This is a genomic window from Acidihalobacter prosperus, assembly GCF_000754095.2.
Taxonomy (GTDB): domain Bacteria; phylum Pseudomonadota; class Gammaproteobacteria; order DSM-5130; family Acidihalobacteraceae; genus Acidihalobacter; species Acidihalobacter prosperus.
The window spans coordinates 49,020-63,442 of the sequence record NZ_JQSG02000001.1 but is presented as its reverse complement, the minus strand read 5'-3'; the positions used below and the strand labels follow the sequence as shown (position 1 = coordinate 63,442).

12 protein-coding genes are annotated in these 14,423 nt (G+C 63.5%); 3 read left to right on the top strand and 9 right to left on the bottom strand.

What is annotated here, in order from left to right; translation table 11 throughout:
• The first annotated feature begins 28 nt into the window (after positions 1-28).
• A complete protein-coding gene (locus tag THPRO_RS00300; RefSeq protein ID WP_038087685.1) occupies positions 29-307 on the top strand; it encodes a YhbY family RNA-binding protein in 279 nt (92 codons plus the stop codon).
• Here the strand turns inward: THPRO_RS00300 and greA are convergent.
• The 8 genes from greA to hrcA form a co-directional block, all read right to left on the bottom strand.
• Positions 298-774 (bottom strand): transcription elongation factor GreA, encoded by a 477-nt coding sequence (gene greA, locus THPRO_RS00295; protein ID WP_065089057.1) that lies wholly within the window; start codon positions 772-774, stop codon positions 298-300. The genes THPRO_RS00300 and greA overlap by 10 nt on opposite strands.
• On the bottom strand, positions 771-3,995 hold the full coding sequence (gene carB, locus THPRO_RS00290; protein ID WP_065089056.1) for a carbamoyl-phosphate synthase large subunit: 3,225 nt from the start codon (positions 3,993-3,995) through the stop codon (positions 771-773). The genes greA and carB overlap by 4 nt, the downstream gene beginning before the upstream one ends.
• 35 nt (positions 3,996-4,030) lie before the next feature.
• Entirely contained in the window at positions 4,031-5,158 is a 1,128-nt protein-coding gene (gene carA, locus THPRO_RS00285; protein ID WP_065089236.1) for a glutamine-hydrolyzing carbamoyl-phosphate synthase small subunit, read from the bottom strand.
• A gap of 190 nt (positions 5,159-5,348) precedes the next feature.
• A complete protein-coding gene (gene dapB, locus THPRO_RS00280; RefSeq protein ID WP_082954329.1) occupies positions 5,349-6,161 on the bottom strand; it encodes a 4-hydroxy-tetrahydrodipicolinate reductase in 813 nt (270 codons plus the stop codon).
• A 27-nt stretch (positions 6,162-6,188) separates the two neighbouring features.
• Complete coding sequence (gene dnaJ, locus THPRO_RS00275; RefSeq protein ID WP_038087501.1) at positions 6,189-7,325, bottom strand: molecular chaperone DnaJ; 1,137 nt, start codon at positions 7,323-7,325, stop codon at positions 6,189-6,191.
• A gap of 150 nt (positions 7,326-7,475) precedes the next feature.
• On the bottom strand, positions 7,476-9,407 hold the full coding sequence (gene dnaK, locus THPRO_RS00270; protein WP_065089055.1) for a molecular chaperone DnaK: 1,932 nt from the start codon (positions 9,405-9,407) through the stop codon (positions 7,476-7,478).
• Between the two features lie 87 nt (positions 9,408-9,494).
• Positions 9,495-10,064 carry a nucleotide exchange factor GrpE gene (gene grpE / locus THPRO_RS00265; protein ID WP_065089054.1) on the bottom strand — a complete coding sequence of 190 codons (570 nt, stop codon included), beginning with the start codon at positions 10,062-10,064 and terminating at the stop codon, positions 9,495-9,497.
• A 79-nt stretch (positions 10,065-10,143) separates the two neighbouring features.
• Positions 10,144-11,217 carry a heat-inducible transcriptional repressor HrcA gene (gene hrcA / locus THPRO_RS00260; RefSeq protein ID WP_065089053.1) on the bottom strand — a complete coding sequence of 358 codons (1,074 nt, stop codon included), beginning with the start codon at positions 11,215-11,217 and terminating at the stop codon, positions 10,144-10,146.
• A 114-nt stretch (positions 11,218-11,331) separates the two neighbouring features.
• Here hrcA and THPRO_RS00255 point away from each other — a divergent pair, with 114 nt between their 5' ends.
• Together THPRO_RS00255 and recN are read left to right on the top strand one after the other, a co-directional pair.
• The gene (locus THPRO_RS00255) at positions 11,332-12,204 is read left to right on the top strand and encodes an NAD(+) kinase (RefSeq protein ID WP_038087504.1); all 873 of its coding nucleotides are present in this window, start codon (positions 11,332-11,334) and stop codon (positions 12,202-12,204) included.
• 56 nt (positions 12,205-12,260) lie between these two features.
• Positions 12,261-13,940: a DNA repair protein RecN gene (recN, locus tag THPRO_RS00250; RefSeq protein WP_065089052.1), complete on the top strand. Its 1,680-nt coding sequence runs from the start codon at positions 12,261-12,263 to the stop codon at positions 13,938-13,940.
• Positions 13,941-13,974: 34 nt separating this feature from the next.
• On the opposite strand, the gene fur is transcribed toward recN, so the two are convergent.
• Positions 13,975-14,406 (bottom strand): ferric iron uptake transcriptional regulator, encoded by a 432-nt coding sequence (gene fur, locus THPRO_RS00245; protein WP_038087688.1) that lies wholly within the window; start codon positions 14,404-14,406, stop codon positions 13,975-13,977.
• Positions 14,407-14,423: the final 17 nt, after the last annotated feature.

Below are 14,423 nucleotides of genomic sequence, written 5' to 3'. Positions count from 1 at the left end.
CCCGGCTTTCCGGGCGAAGGATATGACCATGGTACTCGATGACCGCGACAGACGCGCACTCAAGGCGAGGGCGCACGCGCTCAAACCGGTCGTGCTGATCGGCCAAAAGGGCCTGCACGCCAGCGTGATCGATGAAATCAGGGCCGCCCTCGAACATCATGAACTGATCAAGATCAAGATTCCCGGCGGACGCGAGGCCATGACACCGATCATCGAGGAAATCCTCGCGGCCACGGACGCCGAACTGGTGCAGCGCATCGGCGGCGTGGTCGTGCTGTATCTGAAGAATCGCTTGAATCAGACGTAACGTACAGCGAGCACTTCATACTCGCGATTGCCGCCGGGCGCCTGCACGAGCACTTCGTCTCCTTCCATCTTGCCTATCAGCGCCCGCGCGATCGGCGAACTGACCGACACCAACCCCTGTTTGATATCCGCCTCGTCGTCACCGACGATCTGGTATGTGATCTCGTCGCCCGAAGCCACGTCCGCCAGATCGACGGTGGCGCCAAACACGACCTTACCGCCGGGATTGAGCTTGGTGACGTCGATGACTTGGGCATTGGCGAGCTTGGCCTCGACCTCCTTGATACGCCCCTCGATGAAACCCTGCTGTTCGCGGGCCGCATGATATTCGGCGTTTTCCTTGAGATCGCCATGCGCGCGCGCCTCTGCGATGGCGGCCACGACGCGCGGACGCTCTTCCGACTTGAGCTTCTGCAACTCCGCACGGAGCTTTTCAGCCCCGCGGATCGTCAACGGCACCTTGTTCATTGCCGAGCCTCCTCATGCAGGTCCTGCAGACGGTAAACCGCCTCGTTATCCAGAAAATCCATGGCAAGACACATCGCAAGCGCGCCCGCCATGGTCGTCGCGTAGGTAATTTTGCGCTGCAGCGCCTCTCGCCGGATGGTGAAGGAGTCTGCAATGGCCTGCTTGTTCGCGGTGGTGTTCACGATCATGTCGATTTCGCCGTTCTTGATCATGTCGACCACGTGCGGTCGGCCCTCCATGACCTTGTTGACGGCATCGCAGGGCAAGCCCGCGGCCACCAGAACCTTCTCGGTCCCATGTGTCGCCACCAGTCTGAACCCGCGCTTGAGCAACTCGCGTGCAATGCCGACGGCGGCGACCTTGTCCTCGTCACGGACACTGATGAAGGCTCGACCGCCTCGCGGCAACACCACGCCGGATGCCAACTGAGCTTTGGCGAAGGCTTCGCCAAAGCTCAGCCCGATACCCATGACCTCACCGGTCGATTTCATCTCCGGCCCGAGGATCGGATCCACGCCGGGAAATTTGATGAACGGGAACACCGCCTCCTTGACCGAAAAATACGGCGGGATGATCTCGGTGGCAATACCCTGCTCGGCCAGCTTCCGCCCCACCATGCAGCGAGCCGCGACCTTGGCCATGGGCAAGCCGCTGGCCTTGGACACGAACGGCACGGTACGCGAAGCACGCGGATTGACTTCAAGGATATAGATGTCGTCGCCCTTGACAGCCAACTGCGCGTTCATCAGCCCCACCACCTTGAGACTGACGGCCATGCGCCGGACCTGGTCGCGCAAGCGGTCGAGCAGCACCTCGCTCAACGAATAGGGCGGCAGCGAACAGGCCGAATCGCCGGAATGGACTCCCGCCTGCTCGATATGCTGCATCACGCCGCCGATCAGCACCGTTTCGCCGTCGCAGATCGCATCCACGTCAACTTCGATGGCATCATCGAGGAAGCGGTCTATGAGCACGGGCGCATCGTTGGAAACCTTCACCGCCTCGTTCATGTACCGACGCAGGTCCTGTTCGTCGTAGACGATCTCCATGGCACGCCCGCCCAGCACGTAGGAAGGCCGCACCACCACGGGATAGCCGATCTCGTCGGCCAGTCGCACGGCCTCTTCCGCACTGCGCGCCGTTCTGTTCGGCGGCTGCATCAGCTCCAGCGACTCGATCAGGTGCTGGAAACGCTCCCGGTCCTCGGCAAGATCAATCGAATCGGGGCTAGTACCGATGATCGGCGCACCGGCCGCCTCGAGATCTCGCGCCAATTTCAGCGGCGTCTGGCCGCCATACTGCACGATCACCCCCTTGGGCTGCTCGACCTCGATGATCTCGAGCACGTCCTCAAGCGTCAGCGGCTCGAAATACAAACGGTCCGAGGTGTCGTAATCGGTCGAGACGGTCTCGGGGTTACAGTTGACCATGATGGTTTCATAGCCATCCTCGCTCAGGGCCAGGGCCGCATGCACGCAGCAGTAGTCGAACTCGATCCCTTGGCCGATGCGGTTCGGGCCGCCCCCCAACACCATGATTTTGTCACGACTGCCGGGCTCTGCCTCGCAGGACTCCTCATAAGTGGAATAGAGATAGGCCGTACTCGAAGCGAACTCTGCGGCACAGCTATCCACCCGTTTGTAGACGGGGCGCACGCCAAGCAGATGGCGCCGCTGGCGGACCGTGCGTTCGGTTTCCTCCAGCAAACGCGCCAGTCGGCGGTCCGAAAAGCCCTTGCGCTTGAGACGTCGGAATGCCGCCGCCGTCAGGCGCTCCATGGCCGTACCGCGCAGCGCTTGCTCGGTATGCACGAGATCCTCGATCTGCGCCAGGAACCACGGGTCGATCCGGCTGAGCTGGTGAATTTCTTCCCGCGTCATGCCGAAGCGGAAGGCATCGGCAAGATACCAGATGCGTTGCTCGGTCGGTGCGCGCAATTCCTGACGCAGACGTGCGGCGGCCGCGTCCCGGTCGCTCAGATCCAGCACTTCATTGAGGCCGTCAACACCGATTTCGAGCCCCCTGAGCGCCTTCTGGAAGGACTCCTGGAAGCTGCGGCCGATCGCCATGACCTCACCGACGGACTTCATCTGGGTGGTCAGACGGGGATCCGCCTTGGGAAATTTTTCGAAAGTGAAGCGCGGTATCTTGGTCACCACGTAATCGATGGTCGGCTCGAACGATGCCGGTGTCACGCCGCCGGTGATGTCGTTGCGCAACTCGTCCAGGGTGTAGCCAACCGCCAGCTTGGCCGCGACCTTGGCAATCGGGAAACCGGTCGCCTTCGAGGCCAGCGCCGAGGAACGCGACACGCGTGGATTCATCTCGATGACGATCACCCGCCCCGTCGCCGGGTCGATCGCGAACTGGACGTTCGAGCCGCCGGTATCGACGCCGATCTTGCGCAGGACGGCGATGGACGCATCGCGCAGACGTTGGTATTCCTTGTCCGTCAGGGTCTGCGCCGGCGCCACCGTGATCGAATCGCCGGTATGCACGCCCATCGGGTCCAGATTTTCGATGGAGCATACGATGATGCAGTTGTCGGCGCGGTCGCGCACGACCTCCATCTCGAATTCCTTCCAACCCAGCACCGACTCCTCGAGCAGCACTTCCTTGGTCGGCGACAGATCGAGACCGCGCTTGACGATTTCCTCGAATTCCTCGCGGTTGTAGGCGATACCGCCGCCGCTGCCGCCCATGGTGAAGGAAGGCCGGATGATAGTCGGAAAGCCGATGCCACCCTGAACCTGCTGCGCTTCCTCGAAACTGTGTGCGACAAAGGCCTTGGGCGTCGAAAGCCCGATCTCGGCCATGGCATGACGAAAGCGCTCGCGATCCTCCGCCATGTCGATGGCGTCGCGGTCGGCACCGATCATCTCCACGCCCAGCCGATCAAGCACGCCTTCGCGGGCCAGATCAAGCGCACAATTGAGCGCCGTCTGCCCACCCATGGTTGGCAGCAGCGCATCCGGACGCTCGCGCTCGATGATGCGCGCCACGGTACGCCACTCGATCGGCTCGATATAGATCGCATCCGCGGTTTCCGGATCGGTCATGATCGTGGCCGGATTCGAGTTGACCAGAATGATCCGGTAGCCTTCCTCCTTGAGCGCCTTGCATGCCTGGGCGCCGGAATAATCGAATTCGCAGGCCTGGCCGATGACGATCGGCCCGGCGCCTATGACCAGGATGCTTTTGATGTCGGTGCGTTTGGGCATGGGTGTCCGTTGTCTATGTACGGGCGGCGCGGCATTCAGGCGCGCATGAGCCGGATGAAACGATCGAAAAGACCAGCCACGTCGTGCGGCCCGGGGCTGGCCTCAGGATGCCCCTGGAAGCCGAATGCCGGCCGATCGGTCCGCGCGATCCCCTGCAGGGAGCCATCGAAGAGCGAGCGATGGGTGGCGCGCAGATGGCCGGGAAGGCTGCTTTCGTCCACCGCAAATCCGTGATTCTGCGAACTGATCATCACCTGCCCGCTTTCCAGATCCTGCACCGGATGATTTGCGCCGTGATGCCCGAATTTCATTTTCATGGTCGACGCGCCGCTGGCCAGCCCCAGCAACTGATGCCCAAGACAGATGCCGAAGGTCGGTATGCCGCGCTCGACCAGCTCGGCGATGGCGGCGATGGCATAGTCGCAGGGCTCCGGATCCCCAGGTCCGTTTGAAAGAAACACGCCGTCGGGCTCGAGTCGAAGCACCTCGGCGGCCGGCGTCTGGGCCGGCACCACGGTCAGGCGGCATCCGCGATCCGCCAGCATGCGCAAAATATTGCGCTTGACGCCGAAATCATAGGCCACCACGTGCAGTACGTCGGACTGGTCGCGACTGCCGGGGCCGAAGCCGCCGTGCGCTTCCCAGCTACCGGCTCGCCATTCGTAGATTTCGCGCGCGGTGACCTCGCACGCCAGATCCATGCCCTTGAGGCCGGCAAACGCCTTTGCAGCCGCCAAGGCCTTGTCGATGTCTATGGCGCCCGCCTGGATGCAACCGTTGAGTGCGCCCTTGTCGCGCAACAAACGCGTCAGGCGGCGCGTATCGATCTCGGCAATGGCGACCACGCCGTGACGCTGCAGATAGTGGTCGAGGGATTCGGCCGAACGCCAGTTCGAATGCGTCATCGGCAGATCCCGAACGACCAGGCCAGCCGCAAAGGTCTTGGCGGACTCCTCGTCCTCGGCATTGGTGCCGGTATTGCCGATATGAGGGTAGGTCAGCGTGACGATCTGACGTGCGTAGGAGGGGTCGGTCAGGATTTCCTGGTAGCCCGTCATGGCGGTATTGAACACCACCTCACCGACGCACTCCCCCAGCGCGCCGACGGCGGCACCATGAAACACGCTGCCGTCCTCTAGAGCCAACAAAGCGGCTTGGTTCAAGCGGTTCACCGTAGATACGAAAAACGGGACCCGCGCCCCGTTTGGATATGCCAATCCCCGCTGTGCGCGGGGGACTCATGCGCTTGCGCACGCGACTTCGACACGCCGAGATGCCGCGCGTAGCAAGGGTTCATGTAATCGTCGTAATTTTACGCGACCCCGACTGGGCCTGTCCACGCGAAGATGCGGTTCAGCCCAGACCGAGCACGTCGCGCATGCCGTAGCGGCCCGGCCCGCGGCCCGCGACCCAGACCGCCGCGCGCAATGCGCCGCTCGCAAAAGTCATGCGGCTGGTCGCCTTGTGGGCGATCTCGATGCGCTCGCCCGCACCCGCGAACATCACGGTGTGTTCGCCGACGATATCGCCGGCTCGAATGGTTTCGAAACCGATGGCGTGGCGGTCGCGCGGGCCGGTGCGCCCCTCGCGCCCGTAGACTGCGCAGCTGCCGAGATCGCGCCCGAGCGCCTGGGCCACGACCTGCCCCATCTGCAAAGCGGTGCCGGAAGGTGCATCGACCTTATGACGGTGGTGCGCCTCGATGATCTCGATATCCACTTCGTCGCCCAGGATCGTGGCGGCGGTCTCGAGGAGGGTCAGACACAGGTTGACGCCGACGCTCATGTTCGGCGCGATCACGAAGGGCGCCCGATGGCTCAAGGCATCCAGGCGCCGCAGCTGTGCCTCGGAAAATCCGGTGGTACCGATCACCATCGCACGGCCGTGCCGGGCGCAGATCTCGGCATGGGACAACGTACCTTCGGGCAGCGTGAAGTCGATCAAGACGTCGAAATCGCCGATCACGGCCGCCAAGTCGTCGGCAACACGCACCCCCAGGGCACCGACCCCGGCCAGCTCGCCGGCATCGCGCCCGATGGCGGCGCCGCCGCGACGACCGATTACCGCCGCAAGCTCGACCTGATCACTCGCATGCGCGGCCTCGATCAGCGTCCGCCCCATTCGTCCGCCCGCACCCACGATGCCGACTCTGGTCACATCACTCATGGCTTGTGAATCCTCCGGAAGATCGCGTCAATGCAGCCAGGACTTGAGATCGTCGAAGAAGCCCTTGACGCCGTCCAGCCAGCTGTGCGCCTGCGGGCTGTGCTTGTGTTCGCTGCCCTTGAGCGTGTCCTGGAACTGGATCAGGAGTTCGCGCTGGGACTTGGTCAGATTCACCGGCGTCTCGACCATCACGCGGCAAATGAGATCGCCCTCCGGGCCGCCGCGTACCGGCTTGATGCCCTTGCCACGGATACGGAACATGCGATTGGTCTGTGTTTCCGCCGGGATCTTGAGTCGGGCGCGGCCGCCCAGCGTCGGCACCTCGATCTCGCCGCCCAGCGCAGCGGTGACGAAATCGATGGGCACCTCGCAATAAAGATTTTCGCCTTCGCGCGTGAAGATTTTGTGCTCGCGCACGCGAATCTGCACATAGAGGTCGCCAGCCGGGCCATTCTGCGGCCCAGACTCGCCTTCCCCGGCGAGGCGGATACGATCGCCGGTGTCGACGCCAGCCGGCACGTTGACGGACAAGGTGCGGGTGTCGCGTACGCGGCCCTCGCCGCGACAGCTTGGGCAGGGATCGGGGATGATCTTGCCGCTGCCGTGACAACGCGGGCAGGCCTGTTGCACGGAAAAAAATCCCTGCTGGATGCGGACCTGACCGACGCCACCGCAGGTGGGACAACCCTCGGCCCGCGTACCGGATCGCGCACCCGTGCCGTCGCAGGCGGTACAAGCGATGATCGTCGGCACGCGGATCTTGACCTCGGTGCCGAACACCGCCTCCTCCAGACTGAGGTCGAGGTTGTACTGCAGGTCTGCCCCTCGGTAATTGCGCTCGCGACCGCGCCCACCGCCGAAGATATCGCCGAAAATGTCCTCGAAGATATCGCCGAAACCGGCGCCACCGAAACCGGCACCGCCGCTCGCGGCACCGCCATTCACGCCGGCATGGCCGAACTGGTCGTAGGCCGCCCGCTTTTGGGCGTCGCTGAGCACCTCGTAGGCCTCTTTGGCCTCCTTGAAGTGCTCGACGGCTTCGGCATCGTCCGGATTCCGGTCCGGATGGTATTTCATCGCCAGTCGCCGGTACGCCTTCTTGAGTTCGTCATCGCCCGCCGAACGCTCCACGCCCAGCACTTCGTAATAATCTCTTTTCGACATCGCTCTCGGTCGCTTGACGTTGATCCAGAATGGTTGGCCGCAGCCACGGCGCCGGGCAGGCCTCGACGCACACGGCCCGCGCGCGGCGGGCAGTCGATCCGGACAAGGGGAGGCCGACCCTGCGCGCGCAGCGGCCGGCCTCGCTCCGGATTATTTCTTGTTTTCCTTGACCTCTTCGAACTCGGCGTCCACGACATCCTCGTCGCCGCGGCCACTCTTGGCGCCTGCGTCCGTCGCACCGGCGGGCGCGTCCTGTGCCGCACCCGCCTGGCTGTACAGCTTCTCGGCAAGCTTGCCGGAGGCCGCGCTCAAGGCTTCCGTTTTGGCCTCGATCGCCGCCTTGTCGTCGCCCTTGACGGCTTCCCTCAACTCACCGACCGCCTGTTCGATCGCCTGCTTTTCATCGGCGGTCGCCTTGTCACCGGCTTCCTGAAGGGATTTTTCGGCCGCGTGTATGAGGTTGTCGGCCTGATTGCGCGCCGTCACGAGTTCGTGGAAGCGCTTGTCGTCGTCGCGGTGCGCTTCGGCATCCTTGACCATGCGCTCGATCTCGTCCTCGGCCAGGCCGGAGGATGCCTTGATCACGATCGACTGCTGCTTGCCGGTCGCCTTGTCCTTGGCCGACACGTTGAGGATACCGTTGGCGTCGATATCGAACATCACCTCGATCTGCGGCACGCCGCGCGGCGCGGGCGGAATGTCCGTCAGGTCGAATCGTCCGAGCGACTTGTTGCCGCCCGCCTGCTCGCGCTCGCCCTGCAGCACATGCACGGTCACGGCCGTCTGATTGTCCTCGGCAGTGGAGAAAACCTGCGTGGCCTTGGTCGGGATGGTGGTGTTCCGGTCGATGAGCTTGGTCATCACGCCGCCAAGGGTCTCGATTCCCAACGACAGCGGGGTCACGTCAAGCAGCAGCACGTCCTTGACTTCGCCGCCCAACACGCCGCCCTGGATGGCCGCACCCACGGCTACCGCCTCGTCGGGATTGACGTCGCGGCGGGGCTCCTTGCCGAAGAAGTTCTTGACCGCTTCCTGCACCTTCGGCATGCGGGTCTGGCCACCGACCAGAATCACATCGGCGATGTCGGATGTCGACAGGCCGGCATCCTTGAGCGCCAGCTTGCACGGCTCGATGGTGCGCTGAATCAGGCTCTCGACCAGCGACTCCAGCTTGGCGCGCGTCACCTTGATGTTGAGATGCTTCGGCCCTGTCTGATCGGCGGTGACGTAGGGCAGGTTGACCTCGGTCTGCTGAGTGGACGACAACTCGATCTTGGCCTTTTCCGCAGCCTCCTTCAGACGCTGCATGGCAAGCGGATCACCGCGCAGATCGATGCCCTGCTCCTTGTTGAACTCGTCCGCCAGATAGTCGATCAGGCGCTTGTCGAAATCTTCGCCACCCAGGAAGGTGTCACCGTTGGTCGCCAGCACCTCGAACTGCTGCTCTCCGTCGACGTCGGCCATTTCGATGATGGAGATGTCGAAGGTGCCGCCACCAAGGTCGTAGACCGCCACCTTGCGATCGCCGCCCTTCTTGTCCAAACCGAAGGCCAACGCCGCCGCGGTGGGCTCATTAATGATGCGCTTAACGTCGAGGCCCGCGATCTTGCCAGCATCCTTGGTCGCCTGACGCTGCGAATCGTTGAAATAGGCCGGCACGGTGATGACGGCTTCGGTCACCGGCTCGCCGAGATAATCCTCGGCGGTTTTCTTCATTTTCATCAGCACGCGCGCGGAAATTTCCGGCGGCGCCATCTTTTTGCCCTTCACCTCCACCCAGGCGTCGCCGTTGTCGGCCTTGGCAATCGTGTAGGGCACAAGCTTGATGTCCTTCTGCACCTCGGGTTCGTCGAACCGACGTCCGATCAGGCGCTTGACCGCAAACAGGGTGTTCGTGGGATTGGTGACGGCCTGACGCTTGGCCGGCTGACCGACCAGCACCTCGCCGTCGTCGCCGAACGCGATGATGGAGGGGGTGGTGCGATCGCCTTCGCTGTTTTCGATCACCTTGGGCTTGCCCGCCTCCATGACGGCCACGCAGGAATTGGTGGTTCCAAGGTCGATACCAATGACTTTACCCATGATGTTGCATCTCCCTAGCACTGGGTGAATACGTACTGAATATGAGGGCTAAATTGGGGCCAGCGCCCCGATTTCAAGGCGTCGGCTTCAATCGGGCGCCTTGGAGACGACGACCATGGCCGGCCTGAGCAGGCGGTCGTTGAGCACATAGCCCTTTTGCATGACGCCGAGCACGGTATTGGGTGGCTGTTCGCCGGAAGGCTGCATGGTCATCGCCTGATGACGCTCCGGATCGAAGCGTTCGCCGACAGGATTGACCTCTTCAATGCCGAACTTGGCCAGAACCTGGCCGAACATGCGCAGCGTCAATTCCATACCTTCGCGGATGCTGGCAACGGCATCCGCGCCATCTGCCGCGCCCATGCCCAATTCGAGGCTGTCCTTCACCGGAAGCAGCTCGTTCGCGAAGCGCTCCAGCGCATATTTATGAGCGTTGGCGAGATCGCGCTCGGCCCGTTTGCGCAGGTTGTCGAGCTCGGCCTGGGCACGCACAAACTGATCCCAATGCGTCTGCGCCTTGTCCTTCATCTCCTGGAGGTCGCGATGCAGCGCCTCCATGGCGTCGACGTTCTCGGCCTGCACCGGCTGCTCGCCGACACTCGGCTTTTCCGCCTCATCGGACGTATTGTCGCCGTTCTGTGGGGGTATTTGACTCATCAATCGCTCCAGATTCGATGCCGCTTAGCGGGCAAACTTGGACAAACCTGGGCAATAGGTGGGGCCTCTCACACAGACTTCAAGCCCGTCCGTTCAGAGCGCTACCCAGAAGCCTGGCGGTAATGTCCACGACTGGAATCACACGATCGTAAGGCATGCGTGTCGGGCCGATCACGCCCAGCATGCCGATCACCTCGCCATTGGCGACGTAAGGCGCCGTGACCACACTCACGTAATCGAGCGCGCCGTAGCCGGATTCGTGGCCGATGAATATCTGCACATCCTCCGCCACGGCGCTCTTGTCCAGCAGGTGCAGAACTTCTCGTTTTTCGGTGAAGGCGGAGAAAAGGGTACGCAGTCTTTCCAGGTCCGCCAGTTCCTGATATTCGAGCAGGTTGTTCTGGCCCGCGAGCACGTAGTCACCGGTCTGCTCGACCTCGTCCTCGAGCGCTTTCTGCCCCAACTCCACCGCATTGCGCATGATGCGATCCATATCCGCCCGCATCTCGTCGAGTTCGCGCAGCAGCGAACCGCGTATGTGCATCAGATCGCGTCCGGCGAAATGCAGATTGAGGTAACGGGCGGCCTGATCCAGCTCGGATTGCGTATAGGCGCGATCCAGTTGCAGGATGCGATTCTGGACCTCGTGCTGGTTCATCACCAGAATCACCAGCACACGCTTGTCGGACAGTGCCAGAAACTCGATCTGCCGCAACGCCAGGTGCTGGCTACGCGGCACGGTCACGACACCCACGAGCTGCGTGATCCCGGACAGGATATTGGAAGCCGATTCGACCAGATCATCGGCACCTCGCCCCGGCGAAAGATGCACACGCATCTGACGCAACGCCGCCGCATCCGGCGGGCGCTGCTGCAGCAGGGTGTCCACGAAAAGACGATAACCGCGCGCGGTTGGGACACGACCGGCGGAAGTATGCGGCGAGCGAACGAAGCCCATCGACTCCAGATCGGCGACCACATTGCGCACGGTCGCGGGGCTGATGTCGAGCCCCGCCTTCTGGCTCAGCAGGCGTGAACCAACCGGCTGTCCTTCACGGATATAGCTCTCGACCAACACCTTCAAGAGGTGCCGCGAACGCTCGTCCAGCCCGGATTCATCGGAGGAACTGCTGCGGATACGGATATGTGCCATCAACCGTCGGGGGCATGCAATATGGCCGCGACGATGATTACAATACGGGTTCTGAGTGTCAAGCTTCACACCACCCGGCCCGCCGCCACCCTCCCCAACCAAGTATCTGTATACATGAGAAATTTCAAGACTGTCGGCATCATCGCCAAACACGGCGACACCCGCCTCGCGCCGACGCTGGCGGCACTGACGACATTCCTAAGGGCGCGCGGTCTGACACCGCTGCTGGACGCGAGCGCCGACGGACTCGTTCCGGACGAAGCCCTGCACGAGCGCGAGGCCATCGCGCGCCGCTGCGACCTGGCCATCGTGGTGGGCGGCGACGGCACGCTGCTCAACGCCGCGCGGTCACTGGCCTGCTGCGAAGTGCCGCTGGTCGGCATCAACCTCGGGCGCCTGGGGTTTCTGGCGGACATATCGCCCGAGGAAATGGCGCCGCGCCTGGACGAGATTCTGGCAGGCGACTACATCGAGGAACCGCGAGCCCTGCTCCAGGCCGAAATCACGGGCGGCGAGGAGGGGCCGGGCGACTGCTATGACGCCCTCAACGACGTCGTACTGCATATCTGCAGCGACGTTCGCATGATCGAATTCGATATCCGCATCGACGGACGATTCGTCAGCAGCCAGCGCGCCGACGGTCTCGTCATCGCCACGCCCACCGGCTCGACCGCCTACGCGCTGTCCGGCGGCGGGCCAATCCTGTCGCCCTCGCTGCCGGCCGTCGTCTTGGTCCCGATCTGCCCGCACACACTCACGAGCCGCCCCCTGGTGGTCGCGGCCTCATCCTGCATCGAGATTTCGCTCTCTGCGCACAATACCGCCCCGGCACAAGTGGCCTTTGACGGCCAGTCGTGCCGGCTCGTGCAGCCGGACGAGGTGATCCGCATTCGTCAGAAAGAGAAACCCTTGCGTCTGCTGCACCCGAACACCTACGATCACTTCCATATCCTGCGGGCCAAACTGCACTGGGGCGAGCAGCCTTGAATATCTGCGCATGACCCCCTGTCCCCGCGCGCATCGCCCATCGAGCCTCGGCACCCATGCTGTCACACATTCTGATCCGCGATTTCGCCATCATTGAGCATCTCGAGCTGGAACTGACGTGCGGCATGACCGCATTGACCGGCGAAACCGGCGCCGGCAAATCCATACTGATAGACGCCATCGGCCTCGTACTCGGCGACCGCGCCGACAGCGGCGTGGTCCGCGCCGGCGCCGAACGGGCCGAAATCAGCGCCGGGTTCGACCTGGGTGCGCAACCAAACGCCCTGGCCTGGCTGCGCGCGCACGACCTGGAAGACGATGACGGTGCTTGCACCCTGCGCCGCATCGTCACCCGCGAAGGGCGCGCGCGCGCCTATATCGGCGGTACGCCGGTCGCGTTGCAGGCGCTGCGGGAATTCGGCGAGCAGCTGGTTGACATCCACGGCCAGCACGCCCACCAATCGCTGCTGCATCGCGACGCGCAGCGCGGACTGCTCGACCTGCAGGCCGGCCATGCGGCCCTGCTGGAAGAATTGGCCGCAGCTCACCGGCAGTGGACCGAACTCAAGGCCTCGCTGGCCGCCATCGAGGACGACGCGCAACATCGCCAAGCGCGATTGGAACTCGTCGAATTTCAGTGTGGCGAGCTCGAAACCGCCGCCCCGCGCGCCGGCGAGGCCGACGAACTGGAAGACGAGCATCGTCGCCTGGCGCATGCCAGCCAGTTGCTCGAGGCCGCGCAGGCAGCCTACGGTTTGGCCTACGACGGCGAACCGGATGCCAACGGCCTGCTCTCGCACGCCGTCGACGCACTCGACCACGCCGCCTCGCTTGACCCCCGGCTCGACCAATCACTCGCCTTACTGCGCAACGCGCAAATCGAAGTCCAGGAGGCTGCCGCGGAACTGCGCCGCTATCTGGACGACCTGCAGATCGACCCGGCGCGCCTCGACGAAATTGGCGCCCGCCTGGCGCTACTCCAATCCCTTGCGCGCAAACATCACTGCGAGATCGACGAGCTACCCGAACGCTTGTCGGCGCTCCAGCAGGAACGGGAGTCGCTGGTGGATCACGACAGCCACCGTACTCGTCTCAACGCCAAGCTGGCGTCAGCCGCCGAACGCTACCGCGCGTTGGCCGAACGCGTCTCTGCCGGACGTCGCGAAGCCGCGACCACCCTCGGCCACGAGGTCACCGAAGCGATGCAGACGCTGGGCATGTCGGGTGGGCGCTTTGCCGTTGCGGTCGAGAATGAGCCACGCGCCAAACCTTCTCATCACGGCATCGACCAGGTGGAATTTCAGGTCAGCGCGAATCCCGGCCAACCCCTGCGCCCGCTTGCCAAGGTGGCATCTGGCGGCGAACTCTCGCGTATCAGCCTCGCGCTGCAGCTCGCCGCCACGCGCGACCGGCGCCTGCCCACCCTGATTTTCGACGAGGTCGACAGCGGCATTGGCGGCGGCGTAGCCGAAGTGGTTGGCCGCATGCTGCGGCGCCTCGGCGCCGACCGCCAGATCCTCTGTGTCACCCACCTCCCCCAGGTCGCGGCTCAGGCCCACCAACAACTCGCCGTGCGCAAGATCAAGGACAGCGACTCGACCGAAACGCTGATCGAACCGCTAATCACCGAACCTGCGCGCATCGATGAACTCGCACGAATGCTCGGCGGCGTACGCATCACCCCGCAGTCTCAGGCACACGCGCAGGAGATGCTGCGCGGCGCTCAGGAAGGCTGAGCGGGCACCTCATCCATTGCGCCACCGTTCCGCGCTATTCCTCGACGTTGCGATGCGGGCAATCCTGGCGCAGACAGTTGCCGTAAAGAATCAGCGAATGATCCCTGATCTCGAACCCCCGGCTACTCGCAACGGCCTTCTGCCGCGTCTCGATGACCTCGTCGTAGAACTCCTCCACATGACCGCACTCGCCGCAGACGATATGGTCGTGATGATGACCTCGCGCCAGCTCGAATACGGCCTGGCCACCCTCGAAGTGCAGGCGCTGCACCAGCGTGGCGGCCTCGAACTGCGTCAGCACGCGATACACCGTCGCCAAGCCGATCTCCTCGCCCGAATCCAGCAGCAGGCGATAGATATCCTCCGCAGTCAAATGGCGCGGCTTCGCCGTCTCAAGGATTTCCAGAATCTTCATGCGCGGCAGCGTGACCTTGAGGCCGGCACGTTTGAGGTCTTGGTTTTCCATCAGTCCCTTCCAGCAAT